The organism is Cellulomonas sp. P5_E12, from assembly GCF_054049315.1.
Genome location: NZ_JBFUMP010000025.1, coordinates 1 through 24,138 on the forward strand (window position 1 = coordinate 1; position 24,138 = coordinate 24,138).

A 24,138-nucleotide genomic window follows, 5' to 3' on the forward strand; every position below is an offset into this window, starting at 1 on the left:
CGTCCGGCCGCTGCGCCTCGCCCGGCTGCCTCGCGTCCGGCCGCGCCGCGACCGACGTCCGCCGCCGCACCCCGTGCGACGACGCCGCGTCCGGCCTCGGCCCCGCGTCCCGCGACCACGCCCAAGCCCGCGACGCCCGCAGCTGCAGCCCCGGCCGCAGCCGCGCCGAAGCCGGCCACGCCGAAGCCGGCAGGAACGCCGCGGCCCGCGCCGCGTCCGGGCCCGGCGAAGGCACAGACCAGCACGACGGCCTCGGAAGAGGCCAGCTGAACCAGCACGAACGGACGGCCCGGCCCACCGGTCGGACCGCACCAGACGAGTCGTACGAACCCGTGCGATGTGAACGACAAGGAGACACGGCAGCCATGCCGAAGAACAAGACGCACTCCGGTGCCAAGAAGCGCTTCCGGGTCACCGGGACCGGCAAGGTCATGCGCGAGCAGGCCGGCGGTCGCCACCTGCTCGAGCACAAGTCGAGCCGTCGCACGCGCCGCATCGCCGGCGACGTCGTCGTCTCCGCCGCAGACGCCCCGAAGATCAAGAAGCTGCTCGGTAAGTGATCCCGGGGGCGCCCTGGCGCCCCGGTCACTCGGCCCGAGCCTGAGACAAGCAAGGAGCATCACGTGGCACGCGTGAAGCGGGCGGTCAACGCCCAGAAGAAGCGCCGTACGACCCTTGAGCGCGCTGCGGGTTACCGCGGCCAGCGTTCGCGCCTGTACCGGAAGGCGAAGGAGCAGGTCACCCACTCCCTCGTCTACGCGTACCGGGACCGCAAGGTGCGCAAGCAGGACTTCCGCAAGCTGTGGATCCAGCGCATCAACGCGGCATCCCGCGAGCAGGGTCTGACCTACAACCGCCTGATCCAGGGCCTGAAGCTCGCGGGCATCGAGGTGGACCGCCGCGTGCTGGCCGACCTCGCCGTCAACGACGCCGCGACGTTCAACACGCTCGTGGCCGCCGCGAAGGCTGCCCTGCCCGAGGACGTCAACGCGCCGAAGGCTGCGTGACCCTCGTCAGCCGCTGAGCCCGACCGCCCGATCGCCCCGCCGCCGCGGGGCCGGGCGGCGGCTCGGTGCACCCGGAGCCCCCGGAGTCCCTTCGACTCGCGGGGGCTTCGTCGCACCCAGGCATGATGTCCCCGTGGCTGACGAGATCCTGACCAACCCCCGCGCCGAGCGCGTCAAGGCCGTGCGGGCGCTGGCCGGGCGGTCCGTCCGTCAGCGGGCCGGGCGGTTCGTCGTCGAGGGTCCGCAGTCCGTTCGCGAGGCCGTGCTGGCGGCCGACGTGCACGACGTGTACGTCACCGAGGCGGCCGCGCAGCGCTACCCGGAGATCGTCGGCGCAGCGCGCGATCGCCACATCCGGGTGCACGTTGCGACCGCCGAGGTCGTCGACGCGATGAGCCCCGACGCCCAGCAGGTCGTCGCTGTGGCCGCGCTGACCTCGCACACCCTGGGCTCCGTGCTCGCCGACGCGCCGCGGCTCGTGGCGGTCCTCGCGCACGTGCGCGACCCCGGGAACGCCGGCACCGTGATCCGCGCTGCCGACGCCGTCGGTGCCGATGCCGCCGTGCTCACCGCGCAGAGCGTCGACGTGCACAACCCCAAGGTGGTCCGGTCGACGGCGGGGTCGCTGTTCCACCTGCCGGTGGTGACGGGGGCGGACCTCGCGCCCGCGCTCGACGCGCTCCGCGCCGCCGGCCTCACGATCCTTGCCGCCGACGGGGCCGGCACGCACGACCTGGACGACCTGCTCGACGTCGCCGGGGACGCGCCCGACGGGGTGCCCGACCTGACGCGACCCACGGCGTGGGTGTTCGGCAACGAGGCGTGGGGCCTGCGCGACGAGGACCGCGCGCTGGCGGACGCCGTGGTGCGGGTGCCCATCCGCGGTCGTGCCGAGTCGCTCAACCTGGCGACCGCGGCGACCGTCTGCCTCTACGCGAGCTCGCGGGCGCAGCGGTGAGGCTGTTCGCCGCCGTCTTGCCGCCCGAGCACGTGCTCGATCACCTCGACCTCGCTCTCGCCTCCGTGCGCGGCGCCCCGTCCGGGCTGCCGTCGGCCGTGCGCTGGTCTGCCCGCGAGACCTGGCACCTCACGGTCGCGTTCTACGGGGACCTGCCCGACGGCGCGGTGCCGGGCCTGTCCGCCGACCTGGCCGAGGTGGCCGCGCGGACGGAGCCGTATGAGCTCGCCCTGCACGGTGCGGGTGTGTTCTCGCACCGGACCCTCTGGGTCGGCGTCGCCGGGGACCTCGCCGGACAGCGCGCGCTGAGCGTCGGGTGCGTCGAGGCGGGACAGAGCGCGGGCGCCGCCCCCGACAACCGCGCCCGGGACCGCCCGCACCTCACCGTCGGGCGAGTGCGTCCCGGTAGCGGTCCACCGCGCCGTCGGTCGTCGCGCTCCGACCGCCCGGGCCAGCGACCGGACGGCCACGGTCCCGACGACGAGGGAGTCGCCGCCGGCCTGGTGCGCGCACTCGCCGTGTACGACGGCCCGCGGTGGCAGGTCGACCACCTGCTGCTGGTGTCGTCGCGCCCGGGCGCCGGTCGCGGTGGCGGCCCGCTGTACGAGACGGTGGAGACCTTTGCGCTCGGCCGGTAGCCGTGACCGTGGCAGGATGAGCCCATGACATCGCGTGCGCAGGCGGCCGGTGGTCGCCGATTTCCCGGGCCCGTTCCCGGGCCGCGCTGACGCGCACCTGAGCAGGCCGTCCGCCGCTGGACAGGCCGCACAGTCCCGGATCGGGCGCCCCTAGACTTGTCCGCTGGTCGGCGCGCCCTCGCGCGCGGGCCTCGGCCGCGCCGTGTGCCGGCCGCCCAAGAACGCACTGGAAGGTCAGGATGTCCGACGACACCGCCCTGTCCCCGCTCGATGGCCCCGGCATCGAGTCCGCCGTCGAGGACGCGTTGAAGGCCCTCGCGGCCGCCGATGACCTCGACGCTCTGAAGTCCGCCCGGCTCGAGCACGTGGGGGAGCGCAGCCCGGTCGCGCTCGCCAACCGTGCCATCGGTGGCCTCGCCCCCGCCGACAAGGCCGTGGCCGGCAAGCTGCTGGGCCAGGCCAAAGGTCGCCTCGCGGCCGCGCTCGCCGAGCGGCAGGCCGAGCTCGAGGCCGAGCGCGATCTGCGCGTGCTCGTCGAGGAGTCCGTCGACGTCACGCTGCCGAGCGACCGGCGTCCGCGCGGCGCGCGGCACCCGCTGGAGACGCTGTCCGAGCGCATCGCCGACATCTTCGTGTCGATGGGCTGGGAGATCGCCGAGGGCCCCGAGGTCGAGGCGGAGTGGTTCAACTTCGACGCGCTGAACTTCGGCGTCGACCACCCCGCCCGGCAGATGCAGGACACGTTCTTCGTCGATCGGCCCGGCCTGGTGCTGCGCACCCACACGTCACCTGTGCAGGCGCGCACGCTGCTCGAGCGCGACCTGCCGGTCTACATCGCGTGCCCGGGCAAGGTGTTCCGCACCGACGAGCTGGACGCCACGCACACGCCCGTCTTCCACCAGGTCGAGGGCCTGGCGGTCGACAAGGGCCTGACGATGGCGCACCTCAAGGGGACGCTCGACCATTTCGCGCAGGCGATCTTCGGGCCCGAGGCTCGCACGCGCCTGCGGCCGTCGTTCTTCCCGTTCACCGAGCCCAGCGCGGAGATGGACCTCTGGTTCCCGCAGAAGAAGGGCGGGGCCGGCTGGATCGAGTGGGGCGGCTGCGGGATGGTCAACCCGAACGTGCTGCGTGCGTGCGGGGTCGACCCCGACGTCTACTCGGGCTTCGCGTTCGGCATGGGCATCGAGCGCACCCTGATGCTGCGCCACGGCATCGCTGACATGCACGACATGGTGGAGGGCGACGTCCGCTTCTCCACGCAGTTCGGGACGGAGATCTGATGCCGCGCATCCCCCTGACGTGGCTCGCCGAGCACGTCGAGCTCCCTGCGGGGCTGACGGCCGAGCAGCTCGCGGCGGACCTGGTCCGCGTCGGGCTCGAGGAGGAGGCGATCCACCCGGCTGCCGTGTCCGGTCCGCTGGTTGTCGGTCGCGTCGTCGAGGTCACGCCGGAGCCGCAGAAGAACGGCAAGACCATCAACTGGTGCCGGGTCGACGTGGGACCGGAGCACAACGAGGCCGGCGGCGACCCCCGGGGCATCGTGTGCGGCGCGCACAACTTCGTCGTGGGCGACAAGGTCGTCGTCGCGCTGCCCGGGGCGGTGCTGCCCGGGCCGTTCCCGATCGCGTCGCGCAAGACGTACGGGCACGTGTCGGACGGCATGATCTGCTCGGCCCGCGAGCTGGGGCTGGGCGAGGACCACGCCGGGATCATCGTGCTGGCCACCCTCGGGCTCGACCCCGAGATCGGCACCGACGCGCGTGAGCTCCTGGGCCTCGGCGACGAGGTGCTCGAGATCAACGTGACGCCCGACCGCGGGTACTGCTTCTCGATGCGCGGCGTGGCCCGCGAGTACAGCCTGTCGACGGGCGCCGCCTTCACCGACCACGGCCTGCCGACGACGGACCTGCCCCCCGTGGGCGGCGGCTTCGCGGTCGAGATCGACGACGCCGCTCCGCTGAACGGCGTCCCCGGAGCCGACCGGTTCGTCGCGCAGGTCGTGCGCGGTGTGCGGGCGAACGACCCGTCGCCCGCCTGGATGCAGCGCCGCCTGCAGCAGGTCGGCATGCGGCCGATCGGGCTCGCGGTCGACGTGACCAACTACGTGATGCTCGACCTGGGCCAGCCGCTGCACGCCTACGACCTGGCCCACCTGGCCGAGCCGATCGTCGTGCGGCGCGCCATCCCGGGCGAGCGGATCCGGACCCTCGACGACGTCGACCGTGTCCTGGACCCCGAGGACCTGCTCATCACCGACAGCCCCGACGGCGCGCGGGGGTCCCGACCCATCGGGCTCGCGGCCGTCATGGGCGGCGGGGACAGCGAGGTCGGCGCGGGGACCACCGATCTGCTGATCGAGGCGGCCCACTTCGACCCCACGACGGTCGCGCGCACCGCCCGCCGCCACAAGCTGCCGAGCGAGGCGGCCAAGCGGTTCGAGCGCGGCGCGGACCCCGCGCTGCCGCCGGTCGCCGTCGCGCGCGCGGTGGCGCTCCTCGTGGAGCTGGGCGGCGGCGTCGCGGACCCGCACCTCACGGATGTCGACGAGCGCGTGCCCGTGCCGGCGTTCGAGCTCGACCTCGCCCTGCCCGCGCGGCTCGTCGGCGTCGAGTACACGGCCGACGAGGTGCGCGAGACGCTCGTGTCGATCGGGTGCATCGTCGAGGACGCCGGGCCGGGCGCCGTCCGTGTGCAGCCGCCGTCGTGGCGGCCCGACCTCGTCGTCGGCGTCGACCTCGTGGAGGAGGTTGCCCGGCTGCGCGGGTACGACGCAATCCCGTCGATCGTGCCCGCGGCGCCGGCCGGCGCCGGCCTGACGGCGGGGCAGCGGACCCGTCGCTCGGTCGCGCGCGCCCTGGCGGAGTCGGGTCTGGTGGAGGTGCTCAGCTACCCGTTCGTCGGCGCCGCCCAGCTGGACGCGCTCGGCCTGCCGGCGGACGACGACCGGCGCCGGGCCGTCCGCCTGGTCAACCCGATCTCCGACGAGCAGCCGTTCATGCGGACGAACCTGCTGGTCACGCTGCTGGACACGGCGCGTCGCAACGTCGCCCGTGGTGCCGGCGACGTGGCGGTCTTCGAGCTCGGCCTGGTCACGCGGCCGGTCGTCGACGCGCCGGCGGCTCCGCAGCTGCCCGGCGGCGTCCGGCCGTCCGATGAGGACCTCGCCGCCCTCGACGCGGCCGTGCCACCGCAGCCTCGCCGGGTCGCGGGCGTGCTCGCCGGCCTGCGCGAGCCCGCGGGCTGGTGGGGGGCGGGGCGGCGCGCCGACCACACCGACGCCATCGCGTTCGCCCGGCTCGTGGCCGACGTGGTCGGCGTCGAGCTGGTCGCCGCGGCTGATGCCGAGCACGCACCGTGGCACMCCGGGCGGTGCGCGCGCCTGAGCACGGTCGACGGCACGCTCGTCGGCCACGCGGGCGAGCTGCACCCGAACGTGGTGACGGCCGTCGGGCTCCCCACCCGCGCGTCGGCGTTCGAGCTCGACCTCGACGTGCTGCTGGCCGCGGCGTCCCCCGAGCCGTTGCAGGCCGTTCCGGTGTCGACGTTCCCCGTCGCCAAGGAGGACGTCGCCCTGGTGGTCGACTCGAGCGTGCCCGCGGCCGACGTTCTGCACGCCGTGCGGGTCGGCGCGGCGGCGAGCCCGGCCGGCGACGTGGTCGAGGAGGTCCGGCTRTTCGACGTGTACACCGGCTCACAGGTGGGCGACGACCACAAGTCGCTCGCGTTCTCGCTGCGCCTCCGTGCCGACGACCGGACGCTCACCGCGCAGGAGACCGCCGCCGTCCGTGAGGCGGTCGTCGCTGAGGCGAACCGCAGGTTCGGGGCGACGCTGCGCGCCTGACCCGAGCAGACCGAGGCCTCCGCGACCCCATGGTCGCGGAGGCCTCGGCGCGTCGGAGGCCCCACGACCGCTGTCATGGGACGAGTTCACGCAATAGTTACCTGCGAGTAGTTGCGGCAAATCGGACGATCCCGGAAGGTGGTCCGAGGCCGCTACGAGCGGCCACTGACGTGTCCCGACGAAGGAGACCTCCACGTGCGCCGTGCCATGAAGTCGTTCAGCGGGGGCGTCGCAGCCCTCGCTCTCGCGTTGACGGGCGGTGTGATCGTGGCCGGCTCTGCCCAGGCCTCGGTCGGCACGACGCCACGGGTCCTGATCAACGAGGTGTACGGAGGCGGCGGCAACAACGGCGCCACCTTCACCAACGACTTCATCGAGCTGGTGAACGCGAGCCCCGAGCCGGTGGACGTCACGGGCTGGTCGGTCCAGTACGCGTCCTCGGCGGGCGTGATCTGGCAGACGACGCCGTTGACCGGCGTGATCGCCCCCGGCGCCGCCTACGTCGTCGTGGAGGCCGCGGGTGCGGCCGGGACGACGCCGGTGACCGGCAGCGCGACGGGCACGATCCCGATGAGCGGGACGGCGGGCAAGGTCGCGCTCGTGTCCTCGACGACGGCCCTGGCGTGCGGGGGCGTCGAGTGCGCGGCACTGGCTCCCGTCGTCGACCTCGTCGGATACGGCTCGGCCGCCACCGGGTACGCGGGCAGCGGGCCGGCGCTCGGTGCCTCCAACACCCAGGCGGTGACACGCAACGCCACGCTGACCAACACGGCGGACAACGCGGCCGACTTCGCCGCGGCCGCCCCTACACCGGGCGTCGTCGGCAGCATCCCGCCGGCCACCCCGACGGCGGCGACGATCGCCGAGATCCAGGGCCCGGGCGCCACCTCGCCGCTCGCCGGGACGACCGTGACCACGGACGGCGTCGTCACCGCGGCCTACCCGACGGGCGGCCTGAGCGGCTACGTCATCCAGACTCCGGGCTCGGGCGGCGCCAGCGACGCGACGCCGGGCGCGTCCGACGCGGTCTTCGTCTTCTCGTCCGCGACGGCCGGCTCGGTCGCGATCGGTGACCACGTCCAGGTGACCGGCGCCGTCTCCGAGTTCAACGGGCTCACGGAGGTGACGGTCGCCGCGGCGACAGGCCTCGTGAAGCTTGACCCCGCCGCCGCGGTGACGCCGGTCTCGGGCACGTGGCCGACCACCGACGCCGCGCGCGAGGCGCTCGAGTCGATGCTGTTCCAGCCCACCGGCGACCTGACGATCTCCAACACGTACTCCACGAACCAGTACGGCGAGGTGGGCCTCGCGGCGGGGACGCTCCCGCTGATCCAGCCCACCGAGGTCGGCCGTCCGGGCTCGGCCGAGGCGGCCGCCGCCGTCGCGGACAACGCAGCCCGCGGCGTCGTGCTCGACGACGGGTCGTCCACCAACTTCCTGTCGGCGGCCAACTCAGGCCTCACGCCGCCGTACGTCTCGCTGACCAACCCGGTCCGCGTGGGCGCGGCCGCGACGATCACCGCCCCGGTCGTCGTCGACTACCGGAACAACGTCTGGAAGCTCAACCCGACGCAGCCGGGGCCGGCGGCCGTCACGTTCGAGAACGACCGGACGAAGGCCCCGGCGGCGGTCGGCGGTGACCTGAAGATCGCCTCGTTCAACGTGCTCAACTACTTCACGACCCTGGGCGCGACGACCGCCGGCTGCACGTCGTACAACGACCGCACCGGCGACCCCGTCACCGTCAACACGGGCTGCGCGCCGCGCGGCGCGTGGGACCCGGCGGACCTCCAGCGGCAGCAGGACAAGATCGTTGCCGCGATCAACGCGCTCGACGCCGACGTCGTCGGCCTCCTCGAGATCGAGAACTCGGCGACCGTCGACGGGGTGGCCGACGAGGCGCTCGGCACGCTGGTCGCCGCCTTGAACAAGGCAGCAGGCTCGGACGTGTGGGCGTTCGTCCCGTCGTCGACGGACCTGCCCCCGGCCGCCGAGATGGACGTCATCACCAACGCGCTGATCTACAAGCCCGCCGCGGTCGAGCGGACGGGGGAGTCGCGTGCCCTGGGTGACCAGAGCGATGACAACGAGGCGTTCGGTAACGCGCGCGAGCCGATCGGCCAGGTCTTCACGCCGGTCGGCGGGGGCGAGCCGTTCTTCGTCGCCGTCAACCACTTCAAGTCCAAGGGCTCGGCGGGTCCGTGGCCGGGCGACGCCGACACCGGTGACGGGCAGGGCGCCTCGAACGAGTCGCGCGTCCGTCAGGCCGAGGCGCTGCGCGACTGGATCCCGACGGTGCAGGGCGCCGCGACGTCGGTCGCGCTGGTCGGCGACTTCAACTCGTACACGCTCGAGGACCCGCTGCAGACGCTGTACGACGCCGGCTACACCGACGCCGCGACGGCGCTCGCCGACGGCCAGTACTCGTACTCGTTCAGTGGCCTGACGGGCTCGCTCGACCACGTGCTGCTCAACGGCCCCGCCCTGAAGCGGGCCACGGGCGCGGACATCTGGGAGATCAACGCCGAGGAGTCCATCGCGCTCGAGTACGACCGGTACAACTACCACGGCACGCTCTACTACGCGCCGGACGCGTACCGGTCCTCCGACCACGACCCGGTCGTCGTCGGCCTGGTGAACGGTGCGGCCAAGCCCGTCAACCTCACGCTGCTCGACATCAACGACTTCCACGGGCGCATCGACGCCAACACGGTGAAGTTCGCGGGCACAGTGGAGAAGGAGAAGGCGGCGGCCGTCGCGGCCGGCGGCCCGGTGGCGTTCGTCTCCGCGGGCGACAACATCAGCGCGTCGCTGTTCGCCTCGGCCGTCCAGCAGGACCAGCCGACGATCGACGTGCTCAACGCGCTCGAGCTCAACGCGTCGGCGGTGGGCAACCACGAGTTCGACAAGGGGTTCACGGACCTCACGGACCGCGTCATGAAGAACGCGAAGTGGGACTACCTCGGAGCGAACGTCTACCTCAAGGGCACCACGACGCCGGCGCTGCCGGAGTACTCGATCCTCGACATGGACGGCGTCAAGGTCGGCGTCATCGGCGCGGTGACGGGGGAGACCCCGTCGCTGGTCAGCCCCGGCGGCATCACGCAGATCGACATCGGTGATCCGGTCGACGCCGTCAACCGCGTGGCCGCGCAGCTCAGCGACGGCAACGAGGCCAACGGCGAGGCCGACGTCCTCGTGGCCAGCTATCACGAGGGCGCCAGCGAGGGTCTGCCCACGGGCACCCTCGAGGACGAGGTGGCCCAGGGCGGAGCGTTCGCCAAGATCGTCGACCAGACGGCGGCCAGCGTGGACGCGATCTTCACCGGTCACACGCACCAGCAGTACGCGTGGGCCGGACCGGTCCCGGGCGAGCCCGGGAAGACCCGCCCGGTCCTGCAGACGGGCAGCTACGGCGAGTACATCGGCGAGGTCGTGCTGACGTTCGACCCGAGCACCGGCGAGGTCACGGCGCACACGCAGAAGAACGTGCCGCGCCTGGCCCCGCCGACCGGCACCTCCGAGGCGGCGTTCGCCGCGCAGCTGGTCGCCGCGTACCCGCGCGTCGCGCAGGTGGACAAGATCGTCACGGCAGCGCTCGCGTACGCCAGCACGGTCGGGTCGGTCCCGGTGGGCTCGGTCAAGGCCGACATCACCACCGCCTTCACCGGGGGGACCTACGGTCCGACGGGCTACACGGCCCCGACGACCGCGCGTGACGACCGGGCCAGCGAGTCGAGCCTCGGCGACCTCGTCGCCAACGCGCTGCGGGACACCCTCGCCCCGGCGAACCTGGGCGGCGCCGAGATCGGCGTCGTCAACCCGGGTGGGTTGCGGGCCGAGCTCTACTACGCCCCGGACGGCGTCGTCACGACGGCTGAGGCCAACAGCGTGCTGCCGTTCGTCAACAACCTCTGGACGACGTCGCTCACGGGCGCCCAGTTCAAGGTGATGCTCGAGCAGCAGTGGCAGACGAACGCGGACGGCACCATCCCGACGCGGCCGTACCTCCAGCTGGGGTTGTCGGACAACGTGACGTACACGTACGACGCCGCAGCAGCCGCGGGATCGCACATCACGTCCATCACGGTGAACGGCAAGCCGATCGACCCGGCGGCGAGCTACCGGGTCGGCACCTTCTCGTTCCTGACGACGGGTGGCGACAACTTCCGCGTCGTGGCCCAGGGCACGGACGCCCGCGACTCGGGCCTCGTCGACCGGGACGGCTGGATCGCCTACCTGCAGGCGCACCCGGGCCTGACCCCGGACTTCGCCCGCCAGGCGGTCGGCGTGCCGACGGTGCCGTCGACGGTCACGGCCGGCGACACGCTGGCGTTCCCGGTGACCAAGCTGGACCTGACGAGCCTCGGCTCGCCGTTGAACACCAGCCTGGACGTCCGGCTCGACGGCACGTCCATCGGGACCGCAGCCGTGAGCGGCGGCAACGCGAACGTCTCGGTGACCATCCCGGCGGCCACGGACGCGGGGGCGCACACCCTCACGCTCGTGGCGAGCCCGAGCGGCACCACTGTGACGCTCCCGCTCACCGTCGAGGCGGACATCCCGTCGTCGACCACCACGCTCACCGCCTCGTCGCCGAGCCAGGTGTTCGGGTCGTCGCAGCGGGTCACGCTCACCGCGGCGGTCTCGGCCGACGTCGCCGTGACCGGGTCCGTGGAGTTCGTCGCGGGTGACACCGTGCTCGGCTCGGCGCCGCTGCAGGGCGGCACCGCGACGCTGCGGCTCCCGTCGACGACACCCGCGGGTATCTACGACGTGGTCGCGCGGTTCGCCGGCGACGACACCGTGACCGGCTCGGAGTCGGCGCCGGTGACCGTCGTGGTGAACAAGGTGACGACGACGACCGGGTTGTCCGTGACGCGCGGCGTCCTGTTCATCCCGTCGATCGCCTTCGCGACGGTCTCGTCCGACATCGGTCGGGTCCCGTCCGGCACGATCGAGATCCGCGAGGGGAGCACGGTCGTCAAGCGCCTGAACGTGGTGCTGGGCATCGCCGTCGGCACGGTCCCGTCGGGTAAGCACACCTACACGGCGACGTTCGTCCCTGCCGACACGGCCAACGTGTCGCCGAGCACGAGCGCGCCGGTCAGCACCCGCTGATCGCACGCACGACGGCCCGCGCCCGGCACCGGGCGCGGGCCTTCGTGTCTCTAGACGTAGTCGTGGGCACGTATTGCCAAGCGCCGGCTCAGCCGACCTCGCGGGACAGCAGCGCGACGACGACGGAGCCGCCCTTGGTCGCCTGCTCGCCGACGCGCTGGAAGCCGAGCCGCTCGTGGAACGCGAGCGACTGCGGGTTCGGCGGCTCGAGGTTGACCTCGCAGGTCACGACGCCCAGGCCGAGCTCGCGCGCCCGGTCCTCGACCGCCGCGTACAGCGAGCGACCGATGCCGCGCCCGTGCGCGTCGGGCGCGACCACGATCCGGTCGACGTACAGCGAGCCCGGCACATGCGTCGAGAACCAGCGGTAGTTCTCGCTCGCGTACTCGGCGCCCGGCGCCAGGGCGAGGACGAAGCCGGCGGCCACGCCGTCGATCTCGGCGACGAGCGCGAGGTCGCAGACCGGGACGTGGGCGGTGAGCCCCTCCAGGCCGAGGGCGTTGACCGCGGGCACGGCGGCGTCGTTGAGCTCGGCCAGCGCGGGCAGGTCCGACGCGGCGACCCGTCGCAGGGTCAGATCGCGCACGAGGCGTCGACGCAGGCCGCCGCGTCGGGGTCCGCGGTGGCGAGCGTCTGGAGCGGGTTCGCCTCGCGCCAACCGGCCTCGAGCAGCTGCGTGAAGACCTCGGCGGGCTGCGCGCCGGAGACGGCGACGCGACGGTCGACGACGAAGAACGGCACACCGGTCACGCCGAGCGCGCGCGCCTCGTCCTCGTCGGCGCGCACGGCGTCCGCGTGCGCGCCGCCGTCCAGGGCGGTCCGCACGGCATCGGCGTCGAGCCCGGCGCCGGTGACGAGCCGCACGAGGGTCTCGTCGTCGCCMAGGTCCGCGCCGTGCTCGAAGTGCGCCGAGAACAGCGCCTCGAGCGTGCGCTCGGCCAGCTCGGCGCCGCCGGTCTCCCGCGCGAGGTGCACCAGGCGGTGCGCCGCGAAGGTGTTGACGGCGAGCGCCCGGTCGAAGTCGTAGGCCAGGTCCTCGCCCGCGGCCACCGCGGTGACCTGGGCGAACATCTGCTTCACCCGGTCGATCGGGATGCCCTTGTGCTCGGCCAGCGCGTCCATCTCGGGCCGCCCGGGCCCGACCGGCGTGCTCGGCGACAGCTCGTACGAGCGCCAGGTCACCTCGACGTGGTCGCGGTGCGGGAAGTCGGCCAGGGCAGTCGTGAAGCGGCGCTTCCCGATGTAGCACCACGGGCAGGCGATGTCGGACCAGACCTCCACGTTCAGCGTGCGGACGGGGGACAGGACAGGGATCGTCACGGGAGCAGCAGGACCTTTCCGGTCGTGGAGCGCGACTCGAGCGCGCGGTGGGCCTCGGCCGCGTCGGCCAGGGGGTAGGTGGCGCCGACGCGCACGTCGAGCTCGCCCGCGCGGACCGCGTCGAACAGCTCCCGGGAGCGCCAGGTCAGCTCCTCGCGGGTGGCCGTGTGGTCGTCGAGCTTGGGTCGGGTGAGGAAGACGGACCCCGCGGCGTTGAGCCGCTGCGGGTCGAGCGGCGGGACGGCGCCGGAGGAGGCGCCAAACAGGACGAGCGTGCCGCGGCGGTGCAGCGACGCCAGCGAGGCGTCGAACGTGTCCTTGCCGACGGAGTCGAAGACGGCGTGCACCCCGCGGCGGGCGGTCAGGGCGCGGACCTCGGCGGGCAGGTCGCGGGTCAGGTCGTCCAGCTCGCGATACCGGATGACGTCGGCGGCCCCGGCCTCGCGCGCGAGCCGCTCCTTCTCGACGCTGCCGACGGTGGCGATGACGCGGGCGCCGCGGCGGGAGGCGAGCTGGGTGAGCAGCAGACCCACGCCGCCGGCCGCGGCGTGCACGAGCACGTCGTGCCCCTGCTGCACGGGGAACGTCGAGGTGACCAGGTAGTGGGCGGTCATGCCCTGCAGCGGGAGCGCGGCGGCGACGTGGTCGGAGACGCCCTCGGGCACGAGCAGCGCCTGCGACTCGCGAACGGTCAGCAGCTCGGCGTACGAGCCCGGCGAGGCCGACCACGCGACCCGGTCGCCGACGGCGATCTCGCTGACCTCGGTACCCGTCGCCACGACCACGCCGGCGCCCTCCGAGCCCACGAGGTGCGGGAACGGGATCTTGTACGCGCCGGAGCGGCGGTAGGTGTCGATGAAGTTGACGCCGGCGGCGGCGACGCGGACGAGGATCTCGTCGGCGGCCGGCTCGGGGTCGGGGAGGTCGACCAGCTGGAGGACGTCGGGACCGCCCGGGGCGGTGGCCTGGATCGCGCGCACGGTGGCGCAACGCGGCGGCGTCCGATCCGCATTCCCGGACACGGGGTTCGTATCTTCGTACACGCGCGTGTATGTTCATGCACATGACGTTCACGGTCGCGGTCGCGGGTGCCAGCGGGTATGCCGGCGGCGAGATGCTCCGCGTGCTCCTCGCCCATCCCGAGGCCCGCATCGGGACGCTCACCGCGCACTCGAACGCGGGCAGCCTGCTGGGTGCGCACCAGCCGCACCTGCGCTCGCTAACCGACCGCGTGCTGCAGCCGACGGGTGTCGACGCGCTCGCGGGCCACGACGTCGTCGTGCTCGCCCTCCCGCACGGAGCCAGCGGCGCGATCGCCGCGGAGCTCGAGGCGCTCGGTGACGGGGCCGTCGTGGTCGACCTCGGTGCGGACCACCGGCTCGTCGACGCCGCCGACTGGGAGGCGTTCTACGGGAGCGCGCACGCCGGCACCTGGCCCTACGGCCTGCCCGAGCTGTTGCACCCGGGCGAGCGGACGGCGCAGGCTCAGCGAGCGGTCCTCGCCGGCGCGCGGCGGATCGCGGTGCCCGGCTGCAACGTCACCGCCGTGTCGCTCGGTCTGCAGCCGGGCGTGGCCGCCGGGCTCCTCGAGCCGACCGACCTCGTCGCCGTGCTGGCGAACGGCTACTCGGGCGCGGGGAAGTCGCTCAAGACCCACCTGCTGGCCAGCGAGGCGCTCGGCTCCGCGCAGCCGTACGCGGTCGGCGGCACCCACCGGCACATCCCCGAGATCGCGCAGAACCTGCGGTCCGCCGGTGCCGACGAGGTGACCATCTCGTTCACGCCGACGCTCGTGCCGATGGCGCGCGGGATCCTGGCGACGGCGACGGCCCGCCTCGCCGCCGGCGTCGACCCGAGCGCGGTCCGCGCGGCGTGGGAGGAGACCTACGCCGACGAGCCGTTCGTCCAGCTGCTGCCCGAGGGGCAGTGGCCGACGACGGCTGCGACGCTGGGGGCCAACACCGCGCTCGTTCAGGTGGCCGTCGACGAGCGCGCCGGCCGCGTCGTCACCGTCACGGCGATCGACAACCTGGTCAAGGGCACCGCCGGTGGCGCCCTGCAGTCCCTCAACCTCGCGCTCGGGCTGCCCGAGACGCTTGGCCTCCCTCTGGACGGAGTTTCACCGTGAGCGTGGACGTGCTTAACGACTCAGTCGACCTGCCGTCGCCCGGCGTCACCGCCGCGGCGGGATTCCGTGCGTCCGGCGTCGTGGCCGGGCTCAAGGGATCGGGCCGTCCCGACCTCGCCCTCGTGGTCAACGACGGACCGTCGCAGGCGGCCGCCGCCGTATTCACGACGAACCGCGTCGTCGGCGCCCCGGTGGTCTGGTCCCGGCAGGCCGTCGCGGACGGCGTCGTGAGCGCGGTCGTCCTCAACTCCGGCGGTGCCAACGTCTGCACCGGGCCCGAGGGCTTCCAGGACACGCACGCCACGGCCGAGAAGGTCGGCGCAGCCCTGGAGATCTCGGCCGGCGACGTCGTCGTCTGCTCGACCGGCCTGATCGGCGAGCGGCTGCCCATCGACACGCTGCTCGCCGGCGTCGACCTCGCCGTGGAGGCGCTCTCGCCCGACGGCGGCCCGGACGCCGCGATCGCGATCATGACCACCGACACCGTCCCCAAGACCGCCCACATGCACATCGACGGCGACCGCGGGAAGTGGACCATCGGCGGCATGGCCAAGGGCGCGGGGATGCTCGCCCCCGGCCTCGCCACGATGCTCTGCGTCATCACCACGGACGCCGTCATCGACGCCGAGACCGCCGCGGCCGCGCTGCGCACGGCGACGTCCGAGACCTTCGACCGCATCGACTCCGACGGCTGCATGTCGACGTCCGACACCGTGACGCTCCTGGTCTCGGGCGCCAGCCGCTCGGTCCCCGACCCCGCGGGCTTCACCGCGGCGCTGACCCAGGTGTGCGGCGAGCTCGCGCGCGCCCTGGTGGCCGACGCCGAGGGCGCGACGCACGACATCGCCGTGACGGTCATGGGCGCGGAGACCCAGGACGCCGCGCTCGCGGTCGCCCGGGCCGTGACCCGGTCCAACCTGTTCAAGGCGGCGATGTTCGGCAACGACCCCAACTGGGGCCGCGTMCTGGCGCAGGTCGGGACCGTGCCGGAGAGCGTCGCCGCGTTCGACCCCGACCGGCTCGACGTCTCGATCAACGGCGTCCAGGTGTGCAAGGCGGGTGCCGCGTTCCGGCCCCGCTCCGAGGTGAACCTGGCCGCGAGCCGCGAGGTCCGCGTGCTCATCGACCTGCACGCGGGGTCCGAGCTGGTCACGGTCTGGACCAACGACCTCACCCACGACTACGTCCTCGAGAACAGCGCGTACTCCACATGACCGACTTCACGTTCAACACCCGCACGGACCTGCGCGCCGACCAGAAGGCGGAGGTCCTCATCGAGGCCCTCCCGTGGCTGCAGAAGTTCGCGGGCGCGCTCGTCGTCGTGAAGTACGGCGGCAACGCGATGATCGACGAGGAGCTCAAGCGGGCGTTCGCGCAGGACATGGTCTTCCTGCGCCAGGTCGGGCTCAAGCCGGTCGTCGTGCACGGCGGGGGACCGCAGATCAACGCCATGCTCGACCGCCTCGGCATCGAGTCGGAGTTCCGCGGCGGGCTGCGCGTGACCACGCCCGAGGCGATGGACGTCGTGCGGATGGTGCTCACCGGACAGGTCTCGCGCGAGCTCGTCGGGCTGCTCAACGCCCACGGCCCGCACGCCGTCGGGCTGTCGGGGGAGGACGGCGGCCTCTTCCAGGCCCGGCGTCGCACCGCGGTGATCGACGGCGAGAACGTCGACATCGGCCTCGTCGGCGACGTCGTCAAGGTCAACCCGGGCGCCGTGCTGGACCTGCTCGACGCCGGACGGATCCCCGTGGTCTCCACGGTCGCGCCCGACCTCGACGACCCGACGACCGTGCTCAACGTCAACGCCGACACCGCCGCGGCCGCGCTCGCGGTGGCCCTCGGCGCGCGCAAGCTCATCGTCCTCACGGACGTCGAGGGCCTGTACACCAGGTGGCCGGACAAGGGCTCGCTCGTGCGCCGCCTGAGCGCCAGCTCCCTCGCGGAGATGCTGCCGGGTCTCGACGCCGGCATGCGCCCGAAGATGGAGGCCTGCTGGCGTGCGGTCGAGGGGGGCGTCGGCCGTGCCCACGTCATCGACGGCCGCTCCCCGCACTCGATCCTGGTGGAGGTGTTCACCAGCGACGGCATCGGCACCATGGTCCTGCCCGACGAGGAGCCCGCCGACGCCCCCTTCACAGCCCCGATCCCCGTCATTCCCCACGATCCCGAGGTGACCGCATGACCGTCGAGAACGTCCGGGCCAGGCACCGGTCGCCCGAGGCCCCCGACGCGACGCTCCCGGTGCCCGCGACCGACGGCTCGGTCGCCCAGTGGACCGACCGCTACACGCACGCGCTGATGGACACGTTCGGTGCGCCRCAGCGCGTGCTGGTCCGCGGCGAGGGCGCCTACGTGTGGGACGCCGACGGGAAGCGGTACCTCGACCTCCTCGGAGGCATCGCGGTGAACTCCCTCGGCCACGCGCACCCCACGCTGACCGCGGCGATCAGCGCGCAGCTGGGCACGCTCGGCCACGTCTCCAACTTCTTCGCCAGCCCCACGCAGATCGCCTTCGCGGAGCGGCTGCTCGGCCTCGCGGGCGCCCCGGCCGGCTCGCGCGTGTTCCTCACCAACTCCGGCACGGAGGCCAACGAGGCCGCGTTCAAGCTCGCCCGCCGCAACGGCGGCACCGATCGGCCGCGCATCCTCGCGCTCGAGGGCTCGTTCCACGGGCGTTCCATGGGCGCGCTGGCGCTCACGCACAAGGCCGCGTACCGCGAGCCGTTCGAACCCCTGCCCGGCGGTGTCGAGTTCGTGCCGTTCGGCGACGCCGACGCACTCGAGGCGGCCTTCGCGCAGGACGGCGATCGGGTCGCGGCCCTGTTCGTCGAGCCGCTCCAGGGCGAGGCCGGCGTGCGGCCGCTCCCGGCCGGCTACCTGGCGCTCGCCCGGAGGCTGACGGCCGAGCACGGCGCCCTGCTGATCCTCGACGAGGTGCAGACCGGCATGGGCCGCACCGGCGCCTGGTTCGCGCACCAGCACCCGCACATCGGCGGCGGCATCGTGCCCGACGCCGTGACCGTGGCGAAGGGGCTCGGCGGAGGGTTCCCCGTCGGCGCCCTCATCGCGTACGGCGAACCGACGGCGACGCTGCTCGGCCGCGGTCAGCACGGCACCACGTTCGGCGGCAACCCCGTCGCGTCCGTGGCGGGTCTGGCCACGATCGCCGTGATCGAGCGCGACGGCCTGCTGCCCCACGTCGCGGAGCTCGGGGCGTCCCTGCGCGGAAGGATCGCCGGCCTCGGGCACCCGCTCGTCGGCGAGGTCCGCGGTGAAGGCTTCCTCATCGGGATCGAGCTCACGGCGCCGGTCGCCGCGGAGGTCGCCGCGCGCGCCCTCGAGGCCGGGTTCATCGTCAACCCCTGCACGCCGACGACGATCCGGCTCGCGCCGCCTTTCCTGCTCACCGAGGACCAGGCCGGCACGTTCGTCGACTTCCTCGCGAGCCTCCCGCGGGACCTGTCATGAGCCGTCCATGTGCTCTCCGAGACCTCGTCGGGGGTGACGTCGCGTGACCCGCCACTTCCTCCGCGACGACTGTGCTCCTCGCGACCTCGTCGGGGGTGACCTCGCGTGACCCGCCACTTCCTCCGCGACGACGACCTCAGCCCCCGCGACCAGCGCGAGATCCTCGAGCTCGCGCTCGCCTTCCGCGACGACCGCTTCATCCGGACGCCGCTCACGGGCCCGCGCGCGGTCGCGGTCATCTTCGACAAGCCCACCCTGCGCACCCAGGTCTCGTTCACGGCCGGCATCGCGGAGCTCGGCGGTTTCCCGCTGAGCGTCGACGGCAAGCTCGCCCGGATCGGCGAGCGCGAGTCGATCGAGGACACCGCGCGGGTGCTCGGCCGGCAGGTGGCCGCGATCGTCTGGCGGACGTTCTCCCAGCACCGTCTCGAGCAGATGGCCGAGCACGCGGGCGTGCCCGTGGTGAACGCGCTGACCGACAGCTTCCACCCGTGCCAGATCCTCGCCGACCTCGCGACGATCGCGCAGCACCGCGGCGGCGTCGCGGGGCTGCCGGGTTGCACGCTCGCGTACGTCGGCGACGGCGCCAACAACATGTCGCACTCGTACCTGCTCGGCGGCGCGACGGCCGGGCTGCACGTGCGGATCGGCACCCCCGAGGGCTACCTCCCGGACGCGTCGATCCTCGCGGACGCGGCCGCGATCGCCCGCGGCACGGGCGGGTCGGTGACCGTGGTGCACTCGATCGCCGAGGCCGTGACGGGCGCGGACGTCGTCGCCACCGACACCTGGGTCTCGATGGGCCAGGAGGCCGAGGCGGCCGACCGGGAGACGCCGTTCGTGCCGTTCCGGGTCGACGCGGCCGCGATGGCCCTCGCGCGGCCGGACGCGCTCGTCCTGCACTGCCTGCCCGCCTACCGGGGCAAGGAGATCACCGCCGAGGTGCTGGACGGTCCGCAGTCGGTCGTCTGGGACGAGGCGGAGAACCGTCTGCACGCCCAGAAGGCCCTGCTCAGCTGGCTCGTGGAGAGCGCGTGAGCGTCACGGTCCCGCACACCAAGGCCGCGCGGCACGCGCTCGTCACCGCGCTGCTCACGCGCGGCACGGTCCACTCGCAGCAGCAGCTCGCCGAGCTGCTCACCGCCGAGGGCGTCACCGTCACGCAGGCGACGCTCTCGCGCGACCTGGTCGAGCTGCGCGCGGTGAAGATCCGCACGCCGTCCGGCGCCCTCGCGTACGCGGTGCCGGCCGAGGGCGGGTTGCGCACCCCGGCGGCGGGACCGGACGACGAGATGCTCGCCGCCCGCCTMGCCCGGCTGTGCGCCGAGCTCCTGGTGACCGCGGAGGCGTCGGGCAACCTCGTCGTCCTGCGCACGCCGCCGGGCGCCGCGCAGTTCCTCGCCTCGGCCATCGACCACTCGATCCTGCCGGCGATCCTGGGCACGATCGCCGGCGACGACACGGTCCTGGTCATCGCCCGCGAGGGCGAGACCGGTACGGCGCTCGCCGCACGCTTCCTCGCGCTGGCCACCGACGCGCCGTCGCGCGGCCGTCCGTCAGACTGACCCCCAGACCTTCATTCCTGCAGCACGCACACATCGAAGAGAGAAGAACATGACTGAGCGCGTCGTCCTCGCCTACTCCGGCGGCCTGGACACCTCCGTGGGCATCGGCTGGATCGCCGAGGCCACCGGTGCCGAGGTGATCGCCGTGGCGGTCGACGTCGGCCAGGGCGGCGAGGACCTCAACGTGATCCGTCAGCGCGCCCTCGACTGCGGCGCCGTGGAGGCGTACGTCGCCGACGCCCGCGACGAGTTCGCCACCGAGTACTGCATGCCGGCCCTCAAGGCCAACGCGCTCTACCTCGACCGCTACCCGCTGGTCTCGGCGCTCTCCCGCCCGGTCATCGTCAAGCACCTGGTCCGCGCTGCCCGCCAGTTCGGCGCGACGACGGTCGCCCACGGCTGCACCGGCAAGGGCAACGACCAGGTCCGCTTCGAGGTCGGCATCACGTCGCTGGCACCCGACCTCACCTGCCTCGCGCCGGTCCGGGACCTCGCCCTGACGCGCGACAAGGCCATCGAGTTCGCGACGCGCAACGCGCTCCCGATCGAGACGACGAAGCACAACCCGTTCTCCATCGACCAGAACGTCTGGGGCCGCGCTGTCGAGACCGGCTTCCTCGAGGACATCTGGAACGGCCCGACGAAGGACGTCTACACGTACACCGACGACCCGACGTTCCCGCCGGTCGCCGACGAGGTCGTCATCACGTTCGAGGCGGGCGTCCCGGTCGCTCTCGACGGCATCCCGGTCACGCCGCTGCAGGCGATCCAGGAGATGAACCGCCGCGCCGGCGCACAGGGCATCGGCCGGATCGACATCGTCGAGGACCGGCTCGTCGGCATCAAGTCCCGCGAGGTCTACGAGGCCCCCGGCGCGATCGCCCTCATCGCGGCGCACCAGGAGCTGGAGAACGTCACGGTCGAGCGCGAGCAGGCGCGGTTCAAGCGGGGCGTCGAGCAGCGCTGGACCGAGCTGGTCTACGACGGCCAGTGGTTCTCGCCGTTGAAGAAGTCGCTCGACGTGTTCGTCGACGACACGCAGCGCTACGTGTCCGGCGACGTGCGGATCGTCCTGCACGGCGGGCGCGCGACCGTCACGGGCCGCCGCTCGGACGCGAGCCTGTACGACTTCAACCTCGCGACGTACGACACCGGCGACACGTTCGACCAGGCCGCCGCCAAGGGCTTCATCGAGATCTACGGACTGTCCTCCAAGCTCGCCGCGGCGCGCGACGTGCGGTTCGGCAACGGCGTGGACCTCGGCACGCAGGGCGGGATCAGTGGCTGACCAGCAGCCCGAGGCGGTCACGACGACGTCCGGCGCCGCGGTTCAGGCGCCGGGCAGCGTCTCGCTGTGGGGCGGCCGGTTCGCCGGCGGCCCGTCGCAGGCGCTCCAGGCGCTGTCGCAGTCGACGCACTTCGACTGGCGGCTCGCCGGGCACGACATCTCCGGTTCCGTCGCGCACGCCCGCGTCCTGCACGCTGCGGGGCTGCTGACGGCCGACGAGCTCGCGGGCATGGTGGACGCGCTCGAGCGGCTGCGCGCGGACGTCGCCAGCGGCGACTTCCTGCCCGTGCTGGAGGACGAGGACGTGCACACCGCCCTCGAGCGCGGGCTCATCGAGCGCGCGGGCGCCGAGCTCGGCGGCAAGCTCCGCGCGGGCCGCTCCCGCAACGACCAGATCGCCACGCTCGTGCGGATGTACCTGCGTGACGAGGCCCGCACCCTCGCCGGGCTCGTGCTCGACGTCGTCGACGCCCTCGTCGCGCAGGMCACCGCCGCCGGCGAGGCACCGATGCCGGGCCGCACGCACCTGCAGCACGCGCAGCCGGTCCTGCTCGCGCACCACCTGCTGGCCCACGCCTGGCCGCTCATGCGCGACGTCGACCGCTGGATCTCCTGGGACGGCCGGGCGGCGTTCTCGCCCTACGGCTCCGGTGCGCTCGCGGGTTCGTCCCTGGGCCTGGACCCGGCCGCCGTGGCCGAGGAGCTGGGCTTCGTCGGCCCGGTCGAGAACTCGATCGACGGCACGGCCTCGCGCGACGTCGTGGCGGAGTTCGCGTTCGTCGCGGCCATGCTCGCCGTCGACGTCTCGCGGCTCGCCGAGGAGGTCATCCTCTGGTCGACCAAGGAGTTCGGGTTCGTGCGCCTGCACGACGCCTACTCCACGGGGTCGAGCATCATGCCGCAGAAGAAGAACCCGGACGTCGCCGAGCTGGCCAGGGGCAAGGCCGGGCGGCTCATCGGCGACCTGACCGGCCTGCTCGCGACGCTCAAGGGCCTCCCGCTCGCGTACAACCGTGATCTCCAGGAGGACAAGGAGCCGGTGTTCGACCAGGTCGACCAGCTCTCGATCCTGCTGCCGGCGTTCGCCGGGATGATCGAGACGCTGACGTTCGACACCGAGCGCATGGCGTCGCTCGCCCCGCAGGGCTTCTCGCTCGCGACGGACATCGCGGAGTGGCTCGTGCGCCAGGGCGTGCCGTTCCGCGTGGCCCACGAGGTCGCCGGCGCGTGCGTCCGGGCCTGTGAGGAGCACGAGCCGGCGATCGAGCTGTGGGACCTGACCGACGACGAGCTCGCGGCGATCTCGCCGCACCTGACGCCGGGCGTCCGCGACGTGCTGACCGTCGAGGGGTCGCTCGCGTCCCGGTCCGCGGTCGGCGGCACGGCACCGTCTGCGGTCGCCGCGCAGCTGGTGAACGCGCGCAGCCGGGCGCAGGACCTCCGGGCGTGGACAACCGCCTGACGTCGCCGGCCGAGCGGGTCAACGCGGCCGCCGCCGCCAGCCCCCCACGGCTCGGCCCGGTCCGGCTGGTCTGCGTCGACGGGCCCGCGGGCTCCGGCAAGACGACGGCGGCGGCCGCGATCGCCGCGGCCGCCGGCCCGACGTGCGCCGTGCTGCACCTCGACGACCTCTACGAGGGCTGGTCGGGCCTCGAGGGCTCGCTCTGGCCACGGCTGTCGGCGCAGGTCCTCGAACCGCTGCGGCGCGGCCGCCCGGGGCGCTACCAGCGCTACGACTGGCCCACCGGCGCCTTCGCGGAGTGGGTCGACGTGCCGGTCCCCGACCTGCTCGTCCTCGAGGGCTGCGGGTCAGCCCGCCGCGCGGCCGACGACGTCGCCGTCGTGCGGGTCTGGGTCGAGGCGCCGCCCGATCTCCGGCTCGAGCGGGGCCTCGCGCGCGACGGAGCCGACGCCCGCGCGCACTGGCTCACGTGGATGACCGACGAGGCCGCGCACTTCGCTCGCGAGCGCACACGCGAGCGGGCCGACATCCGGCTCGATGCGTTCGGCACCCTGGTTTCCGGGAGCGAGCGGCCTGAGGCGTACGGCAGGATGGACGCGTGAGCACGTCGTCGGAACCGCTCGAGACCCCGGACGCCGCTGAGCCGCGCGCGCTCGTGGCGGTCCCGGCGCGCGTCTGGTTCAGCCGCGAGGTGCACGCGGTGGCCCGCGACCTGCTCGGCTCCTACCTCACGGCGCGGTCGCCGGAGGGGGACGTCACGCTCCGGATCACGGAGGTCGAGGCGTACGGCGGTGCCGACGACCCGGGCTCCCACGCGTACCGCGGCCGCACCTCGCGCAACGCGGTGATGTTCGCGGAGCCCGGCCGGCTGTACGTCTACCGCCACCTGGGCCTGCACCACTGCCTCAACATCGTCACCGAGCCGACCGGCAGCCCGTCGGCCGTCCTCCTGCGCGCGGGCGAGATCGTCGAGGGCATCGACCTGGCCTGGAAGCGCCGCGAGGCCGTCGGCGTCGTCGACTCGGAGCGCCAGCTCGCGCGCGGCCCGGCCCGACTCGCGGTCGCCCTGGGGCTCGACATGCGGGCGAACGGCGCGGACATCACCGAGGCCGGCGGCGACATCGTGCTGCACCGCCACCAGGTCGTCGCCCAGCCGACCCACAAGAGCGGCCCACGGGTGGGCGTCTCGGGCTCGGGCGGCGAGGGCACCCGGTTCCCCTGGCGCTACTGGCTCACCGACGAGCGCACGGTCTCCGCGTACCGCCCGGCGTATCGCGCGCCGGCGTCGGTAGACGTCCCGTGAGGGACGACGACGCCGGCACGACGCCTCCGACCA

General features: G+C 73.5%; 21 protein-coding genes. 17 read left to right on the forward strand and 4 right to left on the reverse strand.

Annotated elements, in window-relative coordinates; genetic code table 11:
• The coding region (locus tag ACXJKA_RS17105) for a hypothetical protein (RefSeq protein WP_456826414.1) at window positions 1-278 on the reverse strand (278 nt) is incomplete at its 3' end.
• A gap of 87 nt (window positions 279-365) precedes the next feature.
• On the opposite strand from ACXJKA_RS17105, the gene rpmI reads away from it, so the two are divergent.
• The 7 genes from rpmI to ACXJKA_RS17140 all read left to right on the forward strand — a co-directional run bounded on the left by rpmI (window position 366) and on the right by ACXJKA_RS17140 (window position 11,568).
• Window positions 366-560, forward strand: a complete 195-nt coding sequence (gene rpmI / locus ACXJKA_RS17110) for a 50S ribosomal protein L35 (RefSeq protein ID WP_370505309.1) — start codon at window positions 366-368, stop codon at window positions 558-560.
• A 63-nt stretch (window positions 561-623) separates the two neighbouring features.
• Window positions 624-1,007 carry a 50S ribosomal protein L20 gene (rplT, locus tag ACXJKA_RS17115; protein ID WP_055921876.1) on the forward strand — a complete coding sequence of 128 codons (384 nt, stop codon included), beginning with the start codon at window positions 624-626 and terminating at the stop codon, window positions 1,005-1,007.
• A 133-nt stretch (window positions 1,008-1,140) separates the two neighbouring features.
• Window positions 1,141-1,965 carry a TrmH family RNA methyltransferase gene (locus ACXJKA_RS17120; RefSeq protein WP_456826415.1) on the forward strand — a complete coding sequence of 275 codons (825 nt, stop codon included), beginning with the start codon at window positions 1,141-1,143 and terminating at the stop codon, window positions 1,963-1,965.
• Window positions 1,962-2,603, forward strand: a complete 642-nt coding sequence (gene thpR / locus ACXJKA_RS17125; RefSeq protein WP_456826416.1) for an RNA 2',3'-cyclic phosphodiesterase — start codon at window positions 1,962-1,964, stop codon at window positions 2,601-2,603. The genes ACXJKA_RS17120 and thpR overlap by 4 nt, the downstream gene beginning before the upstream one ends.
• A 239-nt stretch (window positions 2,604-2,842) precedes the next feature.
• The gene (pheS, locus tag ACXJKA_RS17130) at window positions 2,843-3,886 is read left to right on the forward strand and encodes a phenylalanine--tRNA ligase subunit alpha (protein WP_456826417.1); all 1,044 of its coding nucleotides are present in this window, start codon (window positions 2,843-2,845) and stop codon (window positions 3,884-3,886) included.
• Window positions 3,886-6,447, forward strand: coding sequence for a phenylalanine--tRNA ligase subunit beta (pheT, locus tag ACXJKA_RS17135; RefSeq protein WP_456826418.1), 2,562 nt, complete (start codon window positions 3,886-3,888; stop codon window positions 6,445-6,447). Before pheS ends, pheT begins: the two co-directional genes overlap by 1 nt.
• A gap of 207 nt (window positions 6,448-6,654) precedes the next feature.
• A complete protein-coding gene (locus tag ACXJKA_RS17140) occupies window positions 6,655-11,568 on the forward strand; it encodes an ExeM/NucH family extracellular endonuclease (RefSeq protein WP_456826442.1) in 4,914 nt (1,637 codons plus the stop codon).
• Window positions 11,569-11,656: 88 nt separating this feature from the next.
• Here the strand turns inward: ACXJKA_RS17140 and ACXJKA_RS17145 are convergent, their stop codons facing one another.
• Genes ACXJKA_RS17145 through ACXJKA_RS17155 form a run of 3 tightly spaced genes read right to left on the reverse strand, consistent with a single transcriptional unit; the run spans window position 11,657 to window position 13,868 of the window.
• Window positions 11,657-12,154 (reverse strand): GNAT family N-acetyltransferase, encoded by a 498-nt coding sequence (locus ACXJKA_RS17145; protein ID WP_456826419.1) that lies wholly within the window; start codon window positions 12,152-12,154, stop codon window positions 11,657-11,659.
• Window positions 12,142-12,888 carry a DsbA family oxidoreductase gene (locus ACXJKA_RS17150; protein WP_456826420.1) on the reverse strand — a complete coding sequence of 249 codons (747 nt, stop codon included), beginning with the start codon at window positions 12,886-12,888 and terminating at the stop codon, window positions 12,142-12,144. Before ACXJKA_RS17150 ends, ACXJKA_RS17145 begins: the two co-directional genes overlap by 13 nt.
• On the reverse strand, window positions 12,885-13,868 hold the full coding sequence (locus tag ACXJKA_RS17155) for a quinone oxidoreductase family protein (RefSeq protein ID WP_456826421.1): 984 nt from the start codon (window positions 13,866-13,868) through the stop codon (window positions 12,885-12,887). The genes ACXJKA_RS17150 and ACXJKA_RS17155 overlap by 4 nt, the downstream gene beginning before the upstream one ends.
• Before the next feature lie 83 nt (window positions 13,869-13,951).
• Between ACXJKA_RS17155 and argC the strand changes: the two genes are divergently transcribed.
• The 10 genes from argC (at window position 13,952) to ACXJKA_RS17205 (ending at window position 24,105) form a co-directional block, all read left to right on the forward strand.
• The gene (argC, locus tag ACXJKA_RS17160) at window positions 13,952-15,016 is read left to right on the forward strand and encodes an N-acetyl-gamma-glutamyl-phosphate reductase (protein WP_456826422.1); all 1,065 of its coding nucleotides are present in this window, start codon (window positions 13,952-13,954) and stop codon (window positions 15,014-15,016) included.
• Window positions 15,017-15,024: 8 nt separating this feature from the next.
• Window positions 15,025-16,230, forward strand: a complete 1,206-nt coding sequence (argJ, locus tag ACXJKA_RS17165) for a bifunctional glutamate N-acetyltransferase/amino-acid acetyltransferase ArgJ (RefSeq protein ID WP_456826423.1) — start codon at window positions 15,025-15,027, stop codon at window positions 16,228-16,230.
• Window positions 16,227-17,201, forward strand: a complete 975-nt coding sequence (gene argB / locus ACXJKA_RS17170; RefSeq protein ID WP_456826424.1) for an acetylglutamate kinase — start codon at window positions 16,227-16,229, stop codon at window positions 17,199-17,201. The genes argJ and argB overlap by 4 nt, the downstream gene beginning before the upstream one ends.
• A complete protein-coding gene (locus ACXJKA_RS17175) occupies window positions 17,198-18,487 on the forward strand; it encodes an acetylornithine transaminase (protein WP_456826425.1) in 1,290 nt (429 codons plus the stop codon). The genes argB and ACXJKA_RS17175 overlap by 4 nt, the downstream gene beginning before the upstream one ends.
• Before the next feature lie 105 nt (window positions 18,488-18,592).
• Complete coding sequence (argF, locus tag ACXJKA_RS17180) at window positions 18,593-19,525, forward strand: ornithine carbamoyltransferase (RefSeq protein ID WP_456826426.1); 933 nt, start codon at window positions 18,593-18,595, stop codon at window positions 19,523-19,525.
• Complete coding sequence (locus ACXJKA_RS17185; RefSeq protein WP_456826427.1) at window positions 19,522-20,052, forward strand: arginine repressor; 531 nt, start codon at window positions 19,522-19,524, stop codon at window positions 20,050-20,052. Before argF ends, ACXJKA_RS17185 begins: the two co-directional genes overlap by 4 nt.
• A 49-nt stretch (window positions 20,053-20,101) precedes the next feature.
• Window positions 20,102-21,340: an argininosuccinate synthase gene (locus ACXJKA_RS17190; protein WP_456826428.1), complete on the forward strand. Its 1,239-nt coding sequence runs from the start codon at window positions 20,102-20,104 to the stop codon at window positions 21,338-21,340.
• 64 nt (window positions 21,341-21,404) lie between these two features.
• On the forward strand, window positions 21,405-22,802 hold the full coding sequence (gene argH, locus ACXJKA_RS17195; RefSeq protein WP_456826443.1) for an argininosuccinate lyase: 1,398 nt from the start codon (window positions 21,405-21,407) through the stop codon (window positions 22,800-22,802).
• Window positions 22,787-23,404: a uridine kinase family protein gene (locus ACXJKA_RS17200; RefSeq protein WP_456826429.1), complete on the forward strand. Its 618-nt coding sequence runs from the start codon at window positions 22,787-22,789 to the stop codon at window positions 23,402-23,404. The genes argH and ACXJKA_RS17200 overlap by 16 nt, the downstream gene beginning before the upstream one ends.
• Window positions 23,401-24,105 carry a DNA-3-methyladenine glycosylase gene (locus tag ACXJKA_RS17205; protein ID WP_456826430.1) on the forward strand — a complete coding sequence of 235 codons (705 nt, stop codon included), beginning with the start codon at window positions 23,401-23,403 and terminating at the stop codon, window positions 24,103-24,105. Before ACXJKA_RS17200 ends, ACXJKA_RS17205 begins: the two co-directional genes overlap by 4 nt.
• Window positions 24,106-24,138 lie beyond the last annotated feature (33 nt).

Excerpts from the sequence above, each read along its gene's own strand:
- rpmI (WP_370505309.1), top strand. The coding sequence starts at position 366 with ATGCCGAAGAACAAGACGCACTCCGGTGCCAAGAAGCGCTTCCGGGTC.
- pheS (WP_456826417.1), top strand. The coding sequence starts at position 2,843 with ATGTCCGACGACACCGCCCTGTCCCCGCTCGATGGCCCCGGCATCGAG.
- ACXJKA_RS17140 (WP_456826442.1), top strand. The coding sequence starts at position 6,655 with ATGAAGTCGTTCAGCGGGGGCGTCGCAGCCCTCGCTCTCGCGTTGACG.
- argC (WP_456826422.1), top strand. The coding sequence starts at position 13,952 with ATGACGTTCACGGTCGCGGTCGCGGGTGCCAGCGGGTATGCCGGCGGC.
- argB (WP_456826424.1), top strand. The coding sequence starts at position 16,227 with ATGACCGACTTCACGTTCAACACCCGCACGGACCTGCGCGCCGACCAG.
- ACXJKA_RS17190 (WP_456826428.1), top strand. The coding sequence starts at position 20,102 with ATGACTGAGCGCGTCGTCCTCGCCTACTCCGGCGGCCTGGACACCTCC.